Consider the following 20,115-nt stretch of genomic DNA (forward strand, 5'->3'; position numbering starts at 1 on the left):
GCGGCGGAAGAGCCGCTCATCCATCCAGCCCGAAAGTCTTCACGCCCTCGTTGAGCTGGCGCAACCGCTCGGCATCGCCCGCAACGGCCTGCCGTGCATCCGATAACGCTGATTTGGCCTTGTCGAGATCGCCCATCACGACATAAGCACGCACCAGCCGCAGCCAGCCCTCGACGTCGCCGCCGTCCTGCTTCAGTCGCGTCGCCAGCCGGTCGACCATGCCGCGGATCATCGTCTCACGGTCGCCGTCGCTCATGCCGCTGGCCGCGGCCATCGCCTCGCTCGGCAGCGCCGGCGCCTCGCCGCCGCCGACGCGGGCCAGCGCAGCGGTGACCAGCGGCCGCCACGGCGCATCCGCCGGGCCCCTGCTCAGCATCGCCCGCCAGATGGCGGCCGCATCATCCTTGCGGCCGTCCTGCTCGGCGGCGAGGCCGAGATAGTAATTGGATTTGGGTTCGGCGGCGTCGAGCGCGTGCGCCCGCTCGAACTCGACCTTGGCCTCGGCGGTGACGACGCCGCCGGCGGTGGCCGCCAGCAATTCACCGAGATCGGCGCGCTTCGCCGCGCCGTCGCCAGCATAGCTGATGACGTTGCGATAGGCGCGGATCGCGTCCTCGGTGCGGCCGAGTCGCGCCAGCACCGGGGCGAGTACGGCCCAGCCACGGCCGTCGGTCGGATTCTTCTGCAGATGCTGCTCGACCTGCGACACCAGGTTTTCCAGCGGCTGCGAGCCGTCCGGCGGCGTTGCGCGCGCGGTCAGCGGAAAATCCGGCAATTGCGGCGAGCCGAGCGGCAGATAGACGGCGAGCGCCACGATCGGCAAGCCAATCAGCGCCAGCACTGCGGCAGCGCGGCGCAGGCCCGCGCTCGGCTTCGCCGGGGCCTCGCCCTCCTGATCCGCAGCGGCAAGAAGGCGGCGGCCGATCTCGACCCGCGCCGCCTCGGCCTCGATCTTACCGATCAACCCGGTCTCGACGTCGCGCTCGATCTCGGCCAGTTGGTCCTTGTAGACCGCGGCCTCACGGCCGTCAGACGACGTCCGCGCGCCCAATCCGAGCGGCAGCAGGACGGCGAAAATCGCCGCAGCCGTCATCACGGCGAACACGAACCAGAGCGTCATCAGGCAGGGTTCCAGCAGCGCCCACCGGCGGGCGCTCGTTGCGCCGCTTTTAACCAGCACCGTTCCCGGCGGCAATTCACAATTGCCGCCCTGGTACCCCAGCCGTCCGCGCCAAAAAACTCAGGACGAATACGTAATTAGGGGACCTCGAAATCAGCGCTCTTGGCGAGGTAGCTGCCATGCCCGTTGAGGGCGACCAGGAAGTAGGTCCCCGGCCGGACCTCATTGGTGAGCCTGATCCGCAGCGAGCCGACCGGAACCGGCGAGGCAATGGTGGTGACGGGATCAGACAGCGGCGTCCCGCTCGTCTTGTCGACAAGCACGACCTTGGCCTTGATCATGAGGTTGCGATAAGTCGCGCTAACGACGCGATTCTCGACCTCGACGAAGTTGATGACGGAAATCATGGTCTTGATGAAAACGTCTGGAATTTGACCGGGGAACCTATGCGTGGCCCCGGGCCCGGGTCAACCTGAAATTGCACAAATGAAAGCGGCGCGAATATAGCAAAAAATCAGCCGGCGCGCGAAGATTTTCGCTCGCCGTTCGACGCGTTCTCGGCCGCCCGGCTCATCAATTGGGCGTAGTCGTTGCCGAACAGCACATGGCAGAAGCGGATCGCCGCCGAGACCTGCGACTGCCGGTAGGCACGCGCCCGCGCATCGCCGGAGCGCAGCGACTGCACCAGCGCTTCGGTCGCCTTCTCGACATATTGCTGCAGGTCGGTATAGGTCCGCAGCGTCACCTCGTTGATCGCGAGCTCGCTGGCATAGTTGCGGCACACCGCGACGAACTCGATCAGCGCCGCCACTTCCTCGACCTCGCTGGCATCGACGCCGGCGCCGGCCGGAATGTCCTTGTCGGCGCGCTGGCGCAGGATGCGGCGGGCGCGGCCCGGCACGCTGTCGATCTCCGATTGCAGGGCGTTGGAGATGTCGGCGCGGATCGCGGTGAGCTGCTTGCCCCAGGCGGACTCGGAGCGCAGGTCGAGCTCGGTGCGCAGGCCGCGCGCGCCGTCATGGAGCGATTTCAGCGTATCGCCGAGATTGGCGAAATGCCCGCGCCGGATGTCGGCGCGCAGGATTGCGGCGAGGTTGGCGAGATCGTTCAGCGCAATGGTGACGGCAACGCCGAACGGGGTCGCGGCGACCCGGAGCTCGTCGTCGGAGGCCGCGATCTTGGTGGCGAGGCGGATGATCTGCCAGGGCGCGGCGAGCCGCTGCATCACCAGCGACAGTGCGAACGGCAGCATCAGCGGCGTCTGCAGCGACGGCACGTTGATGGCATCGGTGACGGAGGCAATCTGGGAGTCGCCGAACACGCGGATGATGCCGGGCAGCCGGCCGTTGAGGCCGTCGAGCGCCTCGCGGTTCTGCAGCACGAGCGCGATCGGCAAGAGATCTTCGATCACGCTGGGCGCGCCGATGCGGGCGAGGGCGCGCTGGCGGTCGCCGGTGGCGTTGGGGCCGACGAGCTTCATCAGCGCCTCGGCAGCCGCAAGCTGCAGCTTGCGCGCGGCCATCTCGACCTCGCGCGAACTGTCGCTGTGGGCCGACATCCCAGCCTCGAATTCGGCATAGCGCTCGGGCGCCCCCTCGCGGCCGAGCCATTGCCAGACGGACAACAGCGAGGCGCGGCGGATCTGACCGGGACGCAACGGACCGGTGGAATCGGTGAGGAAGGGCTCGAGCGGTCGGAACAGCCGGCGCGGACCGTCGCCGCTCTGGCGGCGCTCTTCGCGCGCCTGAGCAGGCGGAGGCGCGGCCTCGACGGAGACCGGCGGCTGAGGACGGGCGGCCGCGGCAGCCGGAGCGGCCGCGGGCGCGGCGGGACGCACCACCTTGCGCAGCTGCTCGAGCACCAAGGTCGCCACGGCGACGTCCTGGCCGCGCTCGATGGCGCGTTCGAACTCGCGCATCAGCAGCGACTGCGCGTTCGGCGGCAGCTGCCCGAGATATTCCCTCAATCGCTCGTGAGCTGTCTGACCCATGCGCCGGCGTGCAAATTTCCACGGCGAGAGCGCACATCGCGCACCCCGGCCCCGATCATAGCGGCCGCGGTATTAAGAACACCTTTAGGATGGCGAATTTGCCGCCCGCTAGACGCCGGGCAATCTGAGTTCGGCCCGCAACCCCCCGGTCGGGGCGTCGCTCAGGCTCAGATGGCCGCCATACAGCGCCGCCAGGTCGTTGACGATCGACAGCCCGAGGCCCGATCCGGGCTTGGATTCGTCCAGCCGTTGGCCGCGGCGCGACACCTGGGCACGTTCGGCCGCCGACAGGCCGCGCCCGTCGTCGTCGACGACGATTCGCAGCATCGGCGATGCCCCTGGCTTGGCCGGCGGCTCCACCGTGACCGCGACGGAGACCCGCGACGCCGCCCATTTGCAGGCGTTGTCCACCAGGTTACCGGCCATCTCCTCCAGGTCCTGGCGCTCGCCGCGAAACCTCGCGGCGGGATCGGCGGTCGCCTCGACGACGATGCTGCGGTCGCGATGAATCTTTTCCATGGTGCGGCGCAGCGCCTCGATCGCCGGCGCGACCTCGGTGACGGTCGAGACGATCGTCACCCGCGCCGCGATCCGCGCCCGCTCCAGATGATGGGCGACCTGGTCGCGCATCACGTCCGCCTGTTCCATCACCTTGGCCGCGAACGGATCGGCCGCATGGGTGGTGGCCTCGTTGACGATCACCGACAGCGGCGTCTTGATGGCGTGGGCGAGATTGCCGACATGGGTGCGCGCCCGCTCGACGATCTCGCGATTGGCATCGATCAGCGCGTTGGTCTCGCGGGCCAGCGGCGCGATCTCGACCGGAAACTCGCCCTCGAGCCGCTCCGCGCGGCCCGAGCGGATATCTGCGATCGATTCCGAGATCCGCTTCAACGGCGCAAGGCCGTAGCGCACCTGGAAGATGGTGGTGAGCAGCAGCACGATACCGAGCGCGGTGAAGGTGCCGCCGAGATAATAGTCGAAGCTGCGGGTCTCATCAAAGATCTCGGATGCGTCGCCGGCGACGCTGACCAGAAATTTGCCATCGGAGCCGAGATCGACCGGGCGCTCGACCATGCGCAGATCCTGGTTCTCGGGCCCCTCGACATAGCCGATCCGGATACCGGCGGCGGTCAACTCGACGCCCTGCTCTTCGAGCTTGGGCAGCTTCTTGTCCCATAGAGAGCGCGAGGCCCGCACCTCCGATTTCTCGGTGTCGGTGCGGGTGATCTGCCAGTACCAGCCTGACAGCGGCAGATCGAACAAGGGCTCGCCGAGCGACTGGAATTGGTGGTCCGGGGGATCGTCGGGGGTCGCGACCTCGGCAATCAAGGTCCGCAGATAGAGATTGAGCCGGCGGTCGAAGGCGCGCTCGGTCGCGTTGCGATAGACCGAGGACAGTACGATGCCGGTGAGGGCGAGAATGACCACGAGCCACGCGGTCGCGGACAGGAACAACCGGGTGGCGAGCGAACTCTGGCGCATGACCGCAAACTAGCGAAACGACCGGCGCCCGGCCACCTCGAATGGCGGACGCCGCGATCGATCAGGCCCCAGCAGCCGGCGGCGGCGTGAGCAGATATCCCAGCCCGCGCACCGTCTGGATCACGTCGCAATCCAGCTTCTTGCGGATGCGGCCGACGAACACCTCGATGGTGTTGGAGTCGCGGTCGAAGTCCTGGTCGTAAAGATGCTCGACCAGTTCGCTGCGCGACACGACGCGGCCGGAATGGTGCATCAGATAGGACAGCAGACGGTATTCATGTGAGGTCATCTTGACCGGATTGCCGGAGACGCTGACCTTGCCGGTACGGGTGTCGAGCGTGACCGGGCCACAAGTCAATTCACTCTGGGCGTGCCCGGCCGAGCGGCGCAGCAGCGCGCGGATTCGCGCCAGCACTTCCTCCAGATGGAACGGCTTGGCCACATAGTCGTCGGCGCCGGCATCGAACCCCTGGACCTTGTCGCTCCAGCGGTCGCGAGCGGTCAGGATCAGCACCGGCATTGCCCGGCCATTGCGCCGCCAGGATTCGAGAACCGAAATGCCGTCCATCTTGGGCAGGCCGATGTCCAGCACGACGGCGTCGTACGGTTCACTGTCCCCCAGATAATGGCCTTCTTCCCCATCGAACGCACGGTCCACGACGTAGCCGGCATCACTCAAGGCCGTCGTAAGCTGGCGGTTGAGATCCGGATCGTCCTCGACAACGAGCAGACGCACGCTTGCCTCCAAAGCTGAACTGCACGATTTCCGCCCTCAAGATGAACCGGAAGGCCGTGAACCGTGCATGAACGGAACCCGATCGACCAGGTTACTTTTTGGTCATCTCGATCGGGCCCGTCGGCAAGGCCGACAGAATTGGGGCGGATATAAGCTCTGGGAGGCTGGGAAGAAAAGACTCGATCAGGTCGGCCCGGACATCGGCCGAGGCCCGGACCGGTGAAGGGACCGCGCCCCTCACCGTCGGGACCGAGGGAGGATTGGCGGTCTGCGCCCTCCCCTCAGGTATGGAAGAATGCGAACCAGATCAGCCCCAGGACCAGCAGGGCCAGTCCGGTCGAGATGGCCATCATGGCCAGCACCGACGGTCCGAGCTCCCCCTGTCGTGCTTCGGTGGGAGTCTCGACGATCTGCGGCGGTCGTCTGCTTGCCATGGCGGCTCATCTCCCTGTGTTTCACGTTCGACGGTAATGCGATCTATCGCGCTCCCCCTGGCAACGTCGGCCGCTAGATGATGTTCCTGGTGCGGCGCATGCCGCGACCAGTTAACGCCGATCGACAAATAAGTCCCCAGGCCGTGTTGAATCCGGGGGCTCGGGTGTTATCCTCGCCGGACGCCTCGACAGCGCGTGCCGTCGCAGCCCGGTTCGGAGCAAGCCGTCAGTTCAGAGTTAGGTGGAGTAGGTCATGGCCCCGCGCGCCAATTGGAAGGGTTTTCTGCGGCTGTCGCTCGTGACATGTCCGGTCGCGCTCTATCCGGCGACGTCGGAGTCCGAGAAGGTCTCCTTCAATCAGATCAACCGCAAGACCGGCCACCGCATCAAATACAGCAGGGTCGACGCTGAAACCGGTGAAGAGGTGGCGAATGACGACATCGTCAAGGGCTACAAGGTCGACACCGACACCTACATCGAAGTGACCAAGGACGAACTCGACGACATCGCGCTGGACTCGACGCATACGATCGAGATCGATGAGTTCGTGCCGCGCACCGACATCGACAGCCGCTACCTGATCCGCCCCTACTACCTCGTGCCGGACGGCAAGGTGGGGCATGACGCCTTCGCTGTAATCCGGGAAACCATTCGCAGCATGGACAAGGTCGCGATCGGCCGCGTGGTGCTGACCAATCGCGAGCACATCATCGCGCTGGAGCCGCTCGGCAAGGGCCTGATGGGGACGCTGCTGCGCTACCCCTACGAGGTGCGGGGCGAGCAGGATTATTTCGACGACATACAGGACGTCAAGATCACGAAGGACATGCTGGATCTCGCCAAGCACATCGTCGAGAAGAAGTCGGCCGAATTCCAGCCGGAGAACTTCGAGGACCATTACGAGGCCGCGCTGATCGAGCTCATCGACAAGAAGCGCGCCGGCGTGACGATCACGGCCAAGGCGGCGCCGAAGTCGAGCGGCAACGTCATCAACCTGATGGACGCCCTGAAGCGCAGCCTGGCCAGCGAGGCCGACACAGCGCCGGCCGCAGCCACGAAGGCGAAGGCCAAGAAGCCCAAGAAGCGCGTCGAAGGCCAGCGCGAGATGCTGCTGCCGATCAGCGGCAAGAAGGCCAAGGAGCCGCTGACGAAGGACGAGCCGAAGAAGACGGACGAGCCGAAGAAGGCCGAGAAGCCGGCCCGGACCGGCGCGCGCTCACGCAAGGCCGGTTGACGCGCCCGGCCGACGAGAGCCAGCGCGCGCAGCATGAGAGCGCCACTTCGCTGGCGAATCGTCCCCCGGCCAGTTCCGCCCGTCCCGACGGAGCGCATCCGTCAGCGAACCAGCACAGACAGCAGGTGCACTCGATTCGCCGCAGGAAACTACATGCGCAAATCGATTGAGTTTGTCAGGCAACATCAGGCGGCCGTCAGGCGCGGATTTGTGATCGCCCCGACACGGCCTGGATGCTTGCGCAATGAGCACGTCCCGCCTAGCTGTGCGGCGCGGGTAATGAACTGACACAGCCTCCAGGCAGGCGGGTCGATGATGATGGATGACATTGGCGGAGTCGTCCCAGGGGGCATACGGATGTTTCAGCACGATGCGAACCAGGGCCGAGCTTGGCACGACTAGGTCATGGCACGAGTCCAATTGTCAGAGCTTTCCGCATTCGCCGCCGTTGCGGACTCGCTGAGTTTCACCAGAGCTGCCGCTCAGATCGGTTGCTCCTTGCCGACCATCAGCCAGACCATCAAGAGTCTCGAGGAACGGTTGGAGGTTCGACTGTTCAATCGGACCACGCGCAGCGTGGCGATGACGGAGGCTGGGGAGCGCCTGCTGGCGGAGATCCAGCCGATTCTCGAACGCGTCGATCAGGCCATCGAGAGCATCAACGCGTTCCGCGACAAGCCGGTGGGAACGCTGCGATTGACCGTGTCCCGGGTGTTTGCCATCAGAGGGTTGAGCCCCCTGATCCGATCTTTCCTGGCCCAATACCCGGACATCCATCTCGAACTGGCCGTCGACGACACCAACAGCGACATCGTTCGCAACCGCTTCGATGCCGGCATCCGGGCGGGACACCGGGTCGAGCGCGACATGAAAGTCATTCGCGTCTTCGACGAGTGCAACTTCGTGGCGGTTGCCTCCCCCGGATATCTCGCCGCAAACCCGGCGCCGACCGTTCCCGAGGATCTCCAGGCGCATAATTGCATCCGTCATCGCATTCCCGCTGACGATACGCTGCAGCCGTGGATCTTCGACAATGGCGGCCATCGCACCGAGATCGCCGTGGACGGCTCGCTGATCGTCAATGACTTCGATCTGGCGCTGAATGCCGTGCTCGACGGCGTCGGCGTCGCCTACCTCGTCGAACCCATGATCGAATCTCATGTCGCCGAAGGGCGGCTGGTGCGGCTGCTGCCGGATTGGAGCTACGCCACGCCTGGGATGTTCCTGTATCATCCGAGTCGCCGGCAACCGCCGATGCCGCTGCAAGTGTTTCTCGACTTCGTCAAGCGATGGCGCAGCGGCGCAACGCTGGACCCGGTCACGCGCGAAGCGGATTACGGCAGCAACGGATTGATTGCGGCGAGGTCGCATCGATCGTCCATCATCCACATCGAACCGAAACGCAGCTGAAATACGATTCGAGGCCGGACAATCATCGCGCGCCGCCAGCGCCGCGCGAGAGTGAGCTGTCGTGCGCGCAGCGATCGATCACCACACGATGATTGTTCGGGAATCCCACCTACCCTATTCACGAATATCGCCATTAACAAATTGATACCGCGCGGTCACAAAGGCGGCGTGACCGCGTCGAATCTGGCGCGAGCGGGCAGCGTGTTAACAACGACCCAGTGAAACACGGGCCAACACCAGCACATTCATCAACTGCAATCGGCTCATGCACACTTCGTTCGATCATTCAGCAAATCGGACCGGGGGCCGACCGGAGCGTGGGTGTGAGAACAGCAATCTGGCGAAGCCAGGGGCGACACGCGGGGGGCCGTGTGGATCGCCGATCAACGGAGACATCGCAATGAAGACGATCAGGGGCCTGCTTCTCGGAACGGGAGCAGTGATATTATCCGCCGCGGCGGCTCAGGCCGCAGATCTGCCTCTGAAGGCCAAAGCCGTCGAATATGTGAAGGTGTGCTCGCTGTACGGCACGGGCTTCTACTACATTCCAGGAACCGACACCTGCATCAAGCTCGGCGGCTATGTGCGCGCCGAAACCGCGCTTTGGACCAACAGCAACTATGGCGGCGCCTATAGCGGCGTGGCCGGCGCCGACAACCGCCTGAGCAATCGCTATCAGATGCGTTCGCGCGAGGATCTCAACATCGATACCCGGACGGCGACCGAATACGGCGTGGTCCGCACCTATTTCGATGCCGTCCTGACCTGGACCTCGGGTTCCACCGCCGGCACCGGCGGCGGTGCTACGGCTTATTCCGGCGATGCCATCTCGGGCGGTACGCTCGGCGTCTACTACGCATTCATCCAGTTCGCCGGCTTCACGATGGGTAAGGCAGTGTCGACGTTCGACGCGCCCTGGACCAACTATCCCGGCAACAATTTCGACGGCCTCGTCGGCGGCAGCGGCTCCGTCAACGGCGTCAACCAGTTCACCTACACCGCCGATTTTGGCCAGGGCATCAGCGCCGCGGTCTCGCTCGAAGACCAGTCGCAGTTCTTCACCACCAACATCTGGAACACCTCGGGGATCACCGCCGCGGGTGTCGTCGGCGGCAGCTACGGCTCCAACAGCATCGGCGGCAACGTGTCCCCCGACATCATCGGCATGGTTCGCATCGACCAGGCGTGGGGCCTATTCCAGGCGTCGTTCGCCGCGCATGATAATCATACCGCCTATTACGGCGCGAGCGAGACCTCGGGTCACCCGTCCGACAAATGGGGCTGGGCGGCCCAACTGGCGCTGTCGATCAAGAACATCCCGACCGGTCCGGGCGACGTCGTCAATCTGCAGGCGGTCTACACCGATGGTGCCAGCCGCTACAACTTCCAGAGCTTGGCCGGCACATCCTACTCGATGTACGGCAGCACCAGCGTGGCGGGCGCCTATCAGAGCGTCGGCTTCGCCGGCGTTGCCGATGCGGTGTTCGGGGCGGGCACGGGGCTATCGACCGTGCAGACCTGGGGCATGCGCGGCGCCTTCACCCACAACTGGGACCCGCGCTGGAACACGGCGCTGTACGGCGCCTATGCCCAGGTTCGCTACGGACAGACGGGATCGAGCCTGATCTGCGCGGGCATCGCCGCGACCGGCATGCTCACGGCTGGTTCGACCTGCAACCCCGACTTCAACCTCGGACAGATCGGCCTCATTACGCGATGGACGCCGGTCAAGAACCTGACCTTCTCGGCCGACGTGACCTACAGCCACCTCGACCAGAAGTACTCGGGGACGGCGGTTGCCCCGGCGATCGCCAGCACGGCGAAGCCGGCTGCGATCTACCAGCTCAAGGACCAGGACACGGTGAGCATGGTGCTGCGGGCTCAGCGCAACTGGTAAAGCCCAAAGGTTGAACCTCCAACTGCTCCCAGAGCCTCCGGCGATGCCCCGCCGGAGGCTCTTTCTTTGGACGCAGGGCAACACGTCATGCAGGGAGAACGGAACACAGAGGCGGCGACGTCACCAATTTCGATCGACCCGCTACTTGATCGAGCTGTTGATCGAGGTGAATTTGCTGCTGAGGCCCGATCCCAGGCCGTTGACGGCCGCCAGGATCACGATGCTCAATCCACCGGCAATGATGGCGTATTCGATCGAGGTCGCGCCAGCCTGATTCTTCAGGAAGCTCGCAATCAACTGCCGCATCTACCACTCCGGTCGGGCTCGATCATCAGACGCGCCGCAATCGCGCGCGAACAGGCCGGGACGGACGCCCCACGGAACCCTCGGTCATCGGTTTGAACAATCGGTTAACCTGATCAGGTATCCGAGATGCTCCGATTCGCACGCCGCACCGAGCCGCCTGCGCCCGCCGGCCCGGTCTCAGGATCGAAAAATACACCGTAAACGACTGAAGTTACTACATTTGTTCGGGGTCACAGGCTTCGGCTGGCCGTGGCTAAGCTGCCTCGCGATTTCCCGCCTGACACATGCAGAAAAAATTCGCCTCCTCCGCCGGGACGGCGCCACATGATCTGGATCAACGGGCATGGCGGCGACGGGCGTAGGGATGGTCATCCCGCCCATGATCACAGCAGATTCCGCCCGGCCGCAACTCAAGATCCGCAGCGTCGCGCTCGACACCGGACGCGAGAACGTGGTCGTGATCTCGCGCCGGTCCAGGGCGCTGCGGCCCGAAGTCATCAGCGGCTTCAGCCGGGTCGAGCTGCGCTGCAACTCGCGAACGCTGCTGGCGACTCTCCTGATCACTGATGACGACGCCCTGGTCGGCCCGGACGAGATCGGCCTGTCGGAGCCGGCACTGCGGCGCTTCGCCGAGCCGGCCGGCACGCTTGCAACCGTCTCGCCCGCGCCCCCGCCCGACAGCATGGAGGCGGTGCGCGCCAAGATCCGGGGCGAAACCTTGAGCGACCAGGCCATCGCGGCCGTGATCGACGACCTCACCCACTATCGCTACTCGGACATGGAGATCGCCGCGTTCCTGATCGGTTCGGCCAGCTTCATGACGTCGGGCGAGTTGCTGGCGCTGACGCGCGCGATGGCCCATGCGGGCACGCAGCTGACATGGCCCGAGCCGGTCGTGGTCGACAAGCATTGCATCGGCGGCATTCCCGGCAACCGGACCTCGATGGTCGTGGTGCCGATCGTCGCCGCCCATGGCCTGACCATTCCGAAGACCTCCTCGCGCGCGATCACCTCGCCCGCCGGCACCGCCGATACGATGGAGGTGCTGGCACGGGTCAATGTCGGCGTCGAGGAGATGAAGTCGATCGTTGCCGCCTGCAATGGCTGCGTGATCTGGGGCGGCCACGTCAATTTGTCGCCGGCCGACGACATCCTGATTTCCGTCGAACGTCCGCTCAGCCTCGACACAAGCGAGCAGATGGTGGCCTCGATCCTGTCGAAGAAGCTCGCGGCCGGCTCGACGCATCTTTTGCTCGACCTGCCGGTCGGCCCGACGGCCAAGCTCACCAGCGGTGCGGAGGCGATGCGCCTGCGCAAGCTGTTCGAGTTCGTCGGCGACCGGTTCGGCCTCAAGGTCGAGGTGATCACGACCGATGGCCGCCAGCCGATCGGCAACGGCATCGGGCCCGTTCTGGAGGCGCGCGACGTGATGGCGGTGCTGGGCAACGAGCCGTCCGCCCCGGTGGATCTGCGCGAGAAGTCGCTGCGGCTTTCAGCGCATCTGCTCGAATATGATCCGAAGTTGCGCGGCGGCGCCGGCTATGCACGCGCGCGCGAACTGCTCGACAGCGGCGCCGCGCTGAAGCAGATGATGAAGATCATCGATGCCCAGGGACCGACGACGAGCCGCAGCGAGCTCGGCGACCTCGCCTTCGACGTCAAGGCCGAGCGCGACGGCATCGTTTCCGCGATCGATTGCCTCAGGCTGAACCGCCTCGCGCGCACCGCCGGCGCGCCGGTCAACAAGGGCGCCGGGATCAGGCTGTTCAAGAAGATCGGCGATCGCGTCGACCAGGGTGAGCCACTTTATCGCGTGTTCACCTGCGACCCGTCGGAGCATGATCTGGCCACAGCGGCCGCCGGCGCCGACAACGGCTACGCCTTCGCCGAAGGCCCGAGCAGTCATCGCTGATGAGCCGTGATCGACCATCGTTGCATCGTCTGTCGGAGACCGCCGCATGAGTGTGACCCTTCGCTTCTGCGGCGCCGCGCAGACCGTCACGGGGTCGTGCTATCTGCTGCAGACCGGCACGGGCCAGATCCTGATCGATTGCGGGCTGTTTCAGGGCCAGAAGACGCTCAAGGAGCTCAACTACGGCGACTTCCCGTTCCGTCCCGCCGACATCGACGCCGTGCTGCTGACGCACGCCCATATCGACCATAGCGGCCTGCTGCCGAAGCTCGTGCGCATGGGCTTCGACGGCAAGATCTTCGCCACGCGCGGCACCATCGATCTGTGCTCATGGATGCTGCCCGATGCCGGCAACATCCAGGAGCAGGAAGTGCTGGCGCTGAACCGCCGCAACATTGCGCGCGGCCGCGGCGAGGTCAGCCCGATCTATACCCAGGCCGACGCGATCGCCGCGCTGCAATACTTCCAGCCGGTTTCATACGAGGCCTGGACGGACATCATTGCCGGCGTCCGCGCCCGCTATTGGAATGCGGGACATCTGTTGGGCTCGGCCTCGATCGAGATCGAATTCGCAGGACAAGGCCAAGGACTCGGCCAAGACGGCGCGCCGCTGCGGCTGCTCGCCTCCGGCGATGTCGGTCCCGACGCCAAGCTGCTGCAGCCCGATCCCAAGGCGCCCGAAGGTTTCGACTACGTGATCTCGGAAGCCACCTATGGCGACCGCATCCGCGAGCCGACCACGCCGGAACTGCGCCGCGGCCGCCTCGCCGGCGAGGTGCGCGACGCAGCCGCCGTGAAAGGCGCGCTGCTGATTCCGGCCTTCGCGGTCGAGCGGACGCAGGAGCTGATCGTCGATCTCGTCGGCCTGATGGAGCAAGGCGAGATTCCGGCCGCGCCGATCTTCCTCGACTCGCCGCTGGCGATCCACGCCACCGAGGTGTTTCGGGCGCACACGGAGAGCCTCGATGGCGGCAGCGATGTCGGCCGTCTCCTGTCGTCGCCGCATCTGCGCTTCACCGAGACGGTGGACGAGAGCAAGGCGATCGCCAGGCTGACCGGCTTCCACATCATCATCGCCGCCAGCGGCATGTGCGACGCCGGCCGCATCCGCCATCATCTCAAGCGCTGGCTCTGGAACAGCCGGGCCACGGTGCTGCTGGTCGGCTACCAGGCCAACGGCACGCTCGGCCGCTTCCTGCAGGACGGCGTCAAGGCGGTGCGCATCCAGGGCGAGGAGATCAAGGTTGCCGCGCGCATCCGCATGATCGACGACTACTCGGGTCACGCCGACGGCGCCGAGATCGCGCGCTGGATCGCGGCCCGCCGCCCGATCGGGCGCGGGCTTTTCCTGTGCCATGGCGAAGAGGCCGCGATCGCCGCGCTGGCCGAACGTGTCGCCGAGCGGATCGTGCCGTCAGCCAAGGTGTTCTCGCCCCTGCTCGACGACGTCTACGAACTCACCGGCGCGGCACCGACGCTGCTCGATGTGACCCACCGGCGGCGTCTGGCACCGGAAGCCGTGACCCGGCTCGACTGGCACAACGACATGTCCGGCCTGCTGCTCGACATCCACGACCGCATCGAGCAGGCGGCCGACGATCGCGCCCGCGGCGTCATCATCCGCCGTCTGAAACGGGCACTCGAGGAGTGACGTGACCCTGGCCCGCCGGTCGTCGAACGGTCATACTTTGATCGCACCCTCGACCGGTCCGCCAAGCGACCAGGACGCGATCGAAGGATACGGTTGCCCGACTGCACGTCATCTAGGCTTGTGCACAGCCGAGGCACCACGCACAGACGGCTGGTCTCCGGAGATGATTCTGATACGCTCGGCACGTGGTTCGCGGCGACTGCTCGATCCGGGTGAACCGGACGCAGGTGGGGAAACAGGGGCTCTCACATGCATCAACCATCGAAATGGTGGACGGGGCTGATCGCTGTCGCCGTGCTCTGGTTCGCGGCGATGATCTTCAAGACAGCCGGTGTCGAAGACGATATTGCGCCGCGGGCGCGCGCCGCCGTCGCGGCGGCCGCCCCCGATACCGCCGCGGCGCTGAAGCTCTCCGTCGCGGGCCGCGATGTCCGGATCGAGGGACCGGAGTTCAGCCCCGATCAGCCGGACCGGCTGAGCGACGCGGCGGCCGTCAACGGCGTCCGGCTCGTCGACGGCAGCTACGACAAGCTCCCGGCGCCGAAGCCCTACACGTTCCGCGTCGCGCGCAACGGCACCCAGCTGGTGCTCGAAGGCGGCGTGCCGACACCCGCGATCCGCAATGCCGTTGTCGCCGCCGCCCGCGCCGCAGCCACCGGCGGCGAGGTCGTCGATCGACTCGGTTATGCCCTGGGGGCTCCAGCCGAATTTCCTGCCATCGCCGGCCATGGGCTGGTCCAGGCCGCAAGGCTCAATGGCGGCACGTTCGCGCTGGCGGACAAGGCCTATTCCATCGCCGGCACGGCCGCGTCGTCCGACATCTACGAGGCGGCGATTGCGGCGACGCGGCAGCTGCCCGGCGGCGCCGTGCTCGCCAATGCCGCCATTCTGCCGCCCGAGGCCAAGCCCTTCATCTGGAGTGCGGTGCGCGAGGACAAGTCGGTGGTGATGTCCGGCGTCGTTCCGACCGACGAGATCAGGCGCGCGCTCGAAGCCGCCGCGGTCAAGGCCTGGCCCGGGTCGTCGGTGATGCACCACATGCAGATCGCGCGCGGCGCACCGGCGGGGGACTTCAACGCCTATACGGCTTACGCGCTGGCCGAATTGTCCCGGCTGAGCACGGGGCGCGTCGTCCTCTCCGATGCCAACTACATGATCGCGGGCGAAGCGCCCTCGACGGCCGCCTATGACGAGATCCTGGCCGCCGTCGGCAAGCTGCCGGCCGGGCTGACGCTGGCGAAGGCGGACATCGTGCCGCCGGAGATCAAGCCCTATCGCTGGTCGGCGGAGTTCAACGGCTCCGGCCTGAGCCTGGCCGGCCTCGCGCCCGCCGCCGCGGTGCGCGAAGCGATGCTCGGCGCCGCAAGCGGACAGTTCGACGGCAAGCCCGTCAAAAGCGAGATCGGCATCGCGCGCGGCGCTCCCGATGGCGACGTGGCCAAGGCGAGCGCGAGCCTGCTGCAGGTGCTCGCCAAGCTCGCGCAGGGCCGTGCCGCGATCGACGACTCCAAGGTCTCGCTCAGCGGCGTCGGCCTTGCCAACGTCACCGGCGCCGCGGTGCGCGACGAACTCGCGGGCGCCCTGCCCGCGCCGTTCACGATCGCCGCCGTCGACGTGCGCGACGGTCCGGTGTCGCCTTACGCCTTCGGGCTGCAGAAGCAGGAGGGCCGCGTCCGGCTGAGCGGCTACGTGCCCGACGACGCCGCCCGCCATGACCTGGTCGGCGCGGCAACGGCGGCTTTCGTCACCGACACGGTCGAGGACGGCCTGAAGATCGGCGACGGCGCACCGAAGGATTTCGTCAAATCGCTGAAGGCGACGTTCCCGGCGCTGGCGCGGCTGTGGTCGGCGGGCCTCAGCGCCAAGGACGCAACGCTCTCGCTGGACGGACTCGCGATCTACGACAAGTCCGCCGAGCAGGTCCGCAAGGAGCTCGCCGACGCCGTCGGCGGCGATCTCAAGCTCGACGAGGTCAAGATCGGGGTCAAGCCGGAGAGCCCGGCTCTGCCTGTCGCGGAGTGCCAGCCGGCGTTCGAGGGCCTGCTCGCCAAGGGACGGATCCGCTTCAGCACGGGAAGCGCCGAGCTCAGCCGTGACTCGCTGGCGCTGCTCGACCACATCGTCGAAGTCGCCCAGCGCTGCAAGGAGGCTACGATCGCGATCGAAGGCCACACCGACAATGTCGGCGAAGAAGAGGCCAATTTGGACCTCTCCAAGCGGCGTGCGGCCGCCGTGGTCGACTACATCAGTGCGGCCGGCCTCGACACCTCGCGCATGACCTCGGATGGCTACGGCCAGACCAAGCCGGTGGCCTCGAACGACACGCCCGAAGGCCGCGCGCAGAACCGCCGCATCGAATTCGTCGTCAAGTAAGGCGCTGACATCATGATGTACGACCTTGCGACATTCCCGTTCTGGATCCTGCTCGCCGCTCTGATCGGCGGCTTCGTCGGCTGGCAGACTTGGTCGAATGCTCCTCAACCGGACTGGTCGAGAAGCTGGCTGCTGCCAACCACGCTGGCGATCGCCATCGGCCTCATGATGGCTTTGCTTTCGGTGCTGCCGGGCCGGGCCGGGCTGTGGCTGGAGGTCGGCCTGCTGATGGTCGGCGCCTATGTGTTGGGCTGCCTTTTCGGCGGACATCTGAAGGATTTCTTCGGCCTCGGCAGCACCAGCGCCATGTCGCCGGGAGGTCCGGCCAACAGCGTCGCGTTCGTGGCCGGGATGGCCGGAACGCGCCCCGCCGACCGGTCGCCTGCGGCTCAGGCTGCGGCCAGCATCGAGGCCGATCGGCGGGCCGCCGAAGCTGCGGCCAGGGCGGAGGCTGAACGTCTCGCCACAGAGGCGGCCGCGAAAGCCGAAGCCGATCGGCTGGCGGCTGAAGCTGCGGCGAAGGCGGAAGCCGACCGGCTCGCGTCAGAAGCCGCGGCCAAGGCCGAGGCCGATCGTCTCGCGGAAGAGGCCGCGGCGAAAGCCGAGGCTGATCGCCTTGCCGCCGAAGCTGCCGCGAAGGCGGAAGCCGACCGGCTCGCGGCCGAAGCTGCCGCAAAGGCCGAAGATGACCGTCTTGCCGCTGAAGCAGCGGCAAAGGCCGAAGCCGATCGACTTGCGGCTGAAGCTGCGGCGAAAGCCGAGGCCGATCGCCTGGCCGCCGAAGCTGCTGCAAAAGTCGAGGCCGATCGTCTCGCCGCCGAGGCCGCGGCAAAGGCCGAGGCGGAGGCACAGCGCCTCGCGGCAGAGGCCACGGCGAAGGACGAGGCCGATCGTCTCGCCGCCGAGGCCGCGGCGAAAGCAGAGGCAGATCGGCTGGCCGCCGAAGCGACGGCGAAGGCCGAAGCCGAACGCCTCGCGGCGGACGCCGAGGCGGACCGGCTCGCGGCCGAGGTCGCCGCCTCGTCGGCGCCGCCGGCGATGGCAGTGGCCGATGATGACCGGCCGCCGGCCCTGCCCGCGCCCGACGGCACCGCCGACGATCTCAAGCTCATCAAGGGCATCGGGCCGAACAACGAGCGGGTGCTCAACGACATCGGCGTACATCATTTCAGTCAGATCGCGGCGTGGTCGCCGGCGCATGCGGACTGGGTCGGCCATCACATGGCGTTCCCCGGCCGTATCGAGCGCGAGCACTGGATCGCCCAGGCCAGGCTGCTCGCCGCCGGCCTCGACACCGCGCATTCGACCGCAGTCAAGTCGGGCGCGATCACCATCGACGATCAGGCCGACGCCCCTTTGAGCGAGGACGAGGCGAACGACCTCGGCGCGCAACTGCCGGCGCTGATGCCGAAGGTCGAGAACGAGGAGGCGCATGCCGGCACCCGGCCGCTCGGCCTTGCCGCGCCGCGCGGCGGCCAGGCCGACGACCTCAAGCTGATCAAGGGCATCGGCAAGCAGAACGAGGCGCGGCTGCACGGCCTCGGCATCTGGCACTTCGACCAGATCGCGGCCTGGACGACCGAGCACGCCAAATGGGTCGGCTCCTATCTGGCTTTTGCCGGGCGCATCGAGCGCGAGCAATGGATCGGCCAGGCCAGGGAGCTGGCGAACGGCGGCACGACGGAGTTCGCGAAACGCGTCGAGGCCGGTCTGGTGACGTCATCGCTCGACGACGGCTCGCGCGGGCAGGACAACGTCGAGAGCGTTCAGCCGCGCGAGTAGCAGCGCCAAAGCAAGATTGGGTGGGCAAAGGCGCTGCCGTGCCCTTTCCTCACATGCGATCGTGGCGGCGCCGTGCCCACCGTCTCGCGGCGAAATGGGCTGCACGACGGTGGGCACGGCGCCCAAGAGTGTGCCTCAAAGAACGGCCGTGCCCAGCGCCTTTGCCCACCCTACTCCGCTACTCCGCCATCTCCACCGGCTCGTTGCGCGACGGGCCGGCCAGCGGCCGCTCCTCCATCAGGATCATGCAGACCGAGGCGCAGGCGAGCATGGCCGTTGCGGCGGCGTAGACGAAGCGGAAGGCGTGGATCATGTCGGCTTCGGCGATGCCGCTGACCGCGCCATGGGCGCCCTCGGCCAGCGAAATGTCGGCGCCGAGCACCATCAGCAGGATGGCGCTGAAGGCTGCCACTGTGAACGAGGACATCATCGAGCGGAAGAAGTTCATCGCCCCGGTGATGGTGCCGATCTGCGAGCGGTCGACCGCGTTCTGCAGCGACACCACCGAGATCGGGAACGCCGTTCCGAGACCGATGCCGTAGATCGACAGCAGCCCCATCAGCACCCAGAGCGACGGCGTCGTCACCGTCATCACGGCGGCGGCGATGGTGCCGATGATCGTGCCGACGATGGCGACGCGCTTGTAGTGCTTGACGCGAGCCATGGTGCGGCCGGCGATCGCCGCCCCGAAGGTCGAGATCGCCGCGATCGGAATCAGGCCGAGCCCGGCCTGGCTGGGCGTGAGGTGATAGACCAGCTCATAGTACAGCGGCAGGTGGACGGTGAGCCCGATCAGGGCGCCCAGCGCGCAGCCGCTCGCCAGCATGCCGTAGGGCACGACCTTGCCACCCATCAAAGACAGCGGCAGGAACGGCTCGTCCGCCCGCTTGGCGTGCCAGACGAAGGCGAGCCCGAGCGCCACCGCGCCGCCGATCATCGCCAGGATGGTCGGCGACAGCCACGCAAGCTTATGGCCGCCCCAGGTCAGCACCAGCATGAAGATGACGGCGGAGGCCATCAGCAGCAGGCCGCCGGCCCAGTCGACCTTGCGCAGCCGGTGAAAGACCGGCAGCCGGCCCATCTTCGGCAGTAGCAATGCGAGGGCCGCGATCGCGAGCGGGACGTTGATCCAGAAGATCATCGACCAGTGCAGATGGTCGGCGAAGAAGCCGCCGATGACCGGCCCGAGCAGACCGGCGAGCAGCCAGACGCCGCTGAAATAGGCCTGGTACTGGCCGCGCTCGCGCGGGCTGACCACGTCGGAGATCACGGTCTGCACCACCGGCATGATGCCGCCGCCGCCGAGCCCCTGCAGGCCGCGGGCGAGGATCAAGACCGGCATGTTCGGCGCCAGCGCGCAGACCACGGACCCGACCACGAACAGGCTGAGCGCAGTGATGATCATCGCGCGACGGCCATAGATGTCGCACAGGGTGCCGAACACCGGCGCCACCGCGGTCGAGGCCAGAAGATAGGCCGTGATGACCCACGACAGATTGGAGACGTCCTGGAACTCGCGGCCGATGGTCGGCAGCGCGGTCGCGACGATGGTCTGGTCGAGTGCGGCCAGGAACATCGTCAGCAACAGGCTCATCAGGATGGTGCGCACCTCGGCCGGGCTCAGCGGCACCGGCGCCGCGATCGGGCGGGCATCCTCGATCGCCTGCACCTGCGGCGGAATCGCCGGCAGTTCGGCGGCCAGCTCTTCGGGCAAGGATCGGGACGCGGCTGGATACGGGCTCTGCCGATCAAACTTGTTCATGGGATAAATGCTGTGCCGGGCGC

The 20,115-nt window shown here is 66.7% G+C and carries 15 protein-coding genes; 7 read left to right on the plus strand and 8 right to left on the minus strand.

Features of this window, described 5'->3' with window-relative positions:
* Positions 1-16: 16 nt before the first annotated feature.
* The 6 genes from ccmI to ACQR1B_RS11230 all read right to left on the minus strand — a co-directional run bounded on the left by ccmI (position 17) and on the right by ACQR1B_RS11230 (position 5,765).
* Complete coding sequence (gene ccmI, locus ACQR1B_RS11205) at positions 17-1,120, minus strand: c-type cytochrome biogenesis protein CcmI (RefSeq protein WP_434830876.1); 1,104 nt, start codon at positions 1,118-1,120, stop codon at positions 17-19.
* A gap of 137 nt (positions 1,121-1,257) precedes the next feature.
* The gene (locus ACQR1B_RS11210) at positions 1,258-1,527 is read right to left on the minus strand and encodes a hypothetical protein (RefSeq protein WP_434830875.1); all 270 of its coding nucleotides are present in this window, start codon (positions 1,525-1,527) and stop codon (positions 1,258-1,260) included.
* 107 nt (positions 1,528-1,634) lie between these two features.
* The gene (locus ACQR1B_RS11215) at positions 1,635-3,110 is read right to left on the minus strand and encodes a hypothetical protein (RefSeq protein ID WP_434830874.1); all 1,476 of its coding nucleotides are present in this window, start codon (positions 3,108-3,110) and stop codon (positions 1,635-1,637) included.
* 108 nt (positions 3,111-3,218) lie between these two features.
* Entirely contained in the window at positions 3,219-4,595 is a 1,377-nt protein-coding gene (locus ACQR1B_RS11220; RefSeq protein WP_434830873.1) for an ATP-binding protein, read from the minus strand.
* A 61-nt stretch (positions 4,596-4,656) separates the two neighbouring features.
* Positions 4,657-5,331, minus strand: a complete 675-nt coding sequence (locus tag ACQR1B_RS11225) for a response regulator transcription factor (RefSeq protein ID WP_434831199.1) — start codon at positions 5,329-5,331, stop codon at positions 4,657-4,659.
* A gap of 281 nt (positions 5,332-5,612) precedes the next feature.
* On the minus strand, positions 5,613-5,765 hold the full coding sequence (locus ACQR1B_RS11230; protein ID WP_434830872.1) for a hypothetical protein: 153 nt from the start codon (positions 5,763-5,765) through the stop codon (positions 5,613-5,615).
* Between the two features lie 253 nt (positions 5,766-6,018).
* On the opposite strand from ACQR1B_RS11230, the gene ACQR1B_RS11235 reads away from it, so the two are divergent.
* From ACQR1B_RS11235 to ACQR1B_RS11245, 3 genes are all read left to right on the plus strand, one after another.
* Entirely contained in the window at positions 6,019-6,999 is a 981-nt protein-coding gene (locus ACQR1B_RS11235) for a Ku protein (protein ID WP_434830871.1), read from the plus strand.
* A gap of 405 nt (positions 7,000-7,404) precedes the next feature.
* Positions 7,405-8,409, plus strand: a complete 1,005-nt coding sequence (locus ACQR1B_RS11240; RefSeq protein WP_434830870.1) for a LysR substrate-binding domain-containing protein — start codon at positions 7,405-7,407, stop codon at positions 8,407-8,409.
* Between the two features lie 400 nt (positions 8,410-8,809).
* Positions 8,810-10,306 (plus strand): porin, encoded by a 1,497-nt coding sequence (locus ACQR1B_RS11245; RefSeq protein ID WP_434830869.1) that lies wholly within the window; start codon positions 8,810-8,812, stop codon positions 10,304-10,306.
* 141 nt (positions 10,307-10,447) lie between these two features.
* Here ACQR1B_RS11245 and ACQR1B_RS11250 read toward each other — a convergent pair whose 3' ends face one another.
* On the minus strand, positions 10,448-10,612 hold the full coding sequence (locus ACQR1B_RS11250; RefSeq protein WP_284418933.1) for a Flp family type IVb pilin: 165 nt from the start codon (positions 10,610-10,612) through the stop codon (positions 10,448-10,450).
* A gap of 379 nt (positions 10,613-10,991) precedes the next feature.
* Here ACQR1B_RS11250 and ACQR1B_RS11255 point away from each other — a divergent pair, with 379 nt between their 5' ends.
* From ACQR1B_RS11255 to ACQR1B_RS11270, 4 genes are all read left to right on the plus strand, one after another.
* A complete protein-coding gene (locus tag ACQR1B_RS11255; RefSeq protein ID WP_434830868.1) occupies positions 10,992-12,524 on the plus strand; it encodes a thymidine phosphorylase family protein in 1,533 nt (510 codons plus the stop codon).
* Positions 12,525-12,570: 46 nt separating this feature from the next.
* Positions 12,571-14,175, plus strand: coding sequence for an MBL fold metallo-hydrolase (locus ACQR1B_RS11260; RefSeq protein WP_434830867.1), 1,605 nt, complete (start codon positions 12,571-12,573; stop codon positions 14,173-14,175).
* 249 nt (positions 14,176-14,424) lie between these two features.
* Positions 14,425-16,548, plus strand: a complete 2,124-nt coding sequence (locus ACQR1B_RS11265) for an OmpA family protein (protein WP_434830866.1) — start codon at positions 14,425-14,427, stop codon at positions 16,546-16,548.
* Between the two features lie 12 nt (positions 16,549-16,560).
* Positions 16,561-18,330, plus strand: coding sequence for a cell envelope biogenesis protein TolA (locus ACQR1B_RS11270; RefSeq protein WP_434830865.1), 1,770 nt, complete (start codon positions 16,561-16,563; stop codon positions 18,328-18,330).
* Positions 18,331-18,508: 178 nt separating this feature from the next.
* Here ACQR1B_RS11270 and ACQR1B_RS11275 read toward each other — a convergent pair whose 3' ends face one another.
* Complete coding sequence (locus ACQR1B_RS11275) at positions 18,509-20,092, minus strand: MDR family MFS transporter (RefSeq protein ID WP_434830864.1); 1,584 nt, start codon at positions 20,090-20,092, stop codon at positions 18,509-18,511.
* Positions 20,093-20,115 lie beyond the last annotated feature (23 nt).

The sequence above is a fragment of the Bradyrhizobium oligotrophicum genome (assembly GCF_051168495.1).
In the GTDB taxonomy this organism is placed as follows: domain Bacteria; phylum Pseudomonadota; class Alphaproteobacteria; order Rhizobiales; family Xanthobacteraceae; genus Bradyrhizobium; species Bradyrhizobium oligotrophicum_A.

Bases quoted from the DNA above. Each gene is read 5' to 3' on its own strand.
- ACQR1B_RS11265 (WP_434830866.1), top strand. From the start codon at position 14,425: ATGCATCAACCATCGAAATGGTGGACGGGGCTGATCGCTGTCGCCGTG.
- ACQR1B_RS11270 (WP_434830865.1), top strand. From the start codon at position 16,561: ATGATGTACGACCTTGCGACATTCCCGTTCTGGATCCTGCTCGCCGCT.
- ACQR1B_RS11260 (WP_434830867.1), top strand. From the start codon at position 12,571: ATGAGTGTGACCCTTCGCTTCTGCGGCGCCGCGCAGACCGTCACGGGG.
- ACQR1B_RS11210 (WP_434830875.1), bottom strand. From the start codon at position 1,527: ATGATTTCCGTCATCAACTTCGTCGAGGTCGAGAATCGCGTCGTTAGC.
- ACQR1B_RS11255 (WP_434830868.1), top strand. From the start codon at position 10,992: ATGATCACAGCAGATTCCGCCCGGCCGCAACTCAAGATCCGCAGCGTC.
- ACQR1B_RS11215 (WP_434830874.1), bottom strand. From the start codon at position 3,110: ATGGGTCAGACAGCTCACGAGCGATTGAGGGAATATCTCGGGCAGCTG.
- ACQR1B_RS11245 (WP_434830869.1), top strand. From the start codon at position 8,810: ATGAAGACGATCAGGGGCCTGCTTCTCGGAACGGGAGCAGTGATATTA.
- ACQR1B_RS11250 (WP_284418933.1), bottom strand. From the start codon at position 10,612: ATGCGGCAGTTGATTGCGAGCTTCCTGAAGAATCAGGCTGGCGCGACC.
- ACQR1B_RS11220 (WP_434830873.1), bottom strand. From the start codon at position 4,595: ATGCGCCAGAGTTCGCTCGCCACCCGGTTGTTCCTGTCCGCGACCGCG.
- ccmI (WP_434830876.1), bottom strand. From the start codon at position 1,120: ATGACGCTCTGGTTCGTGTTCGCCGTGATGACGGCTGCGGCGATTTTC.
- ACQR1B_RS11275 (WP_434830864.1), bottom strand. From the start codon at position 20,092: ATGAACAAGTTTGATCGGCAGAGCCCGTATCCAGCCGCGTCCCGATCC.
- ACQR1B_RS11235 (WP_434830871.1), top strand. From the start codon at position 6,019: ATGGCCCCGCGCGCCAATTGGAAGGGTTTTCTGCGGCTGTCGCTCGTG.
- ACQR1B_RS11230 (WP_434830872.1), bottom strand. From the start codon at position 5,765: ATGGCAAGCAGACGACCGCCGCAGATCGTCGAGACTCCCACCGAAGCA.
- ACQR1B_RS11240 (WP_434830870.1), top strand. From the start codon at position 7,405: ATGGCACGAGTCCAATTGTCAGAGCTTTCCGCATTCGCCGCCGTTGCG.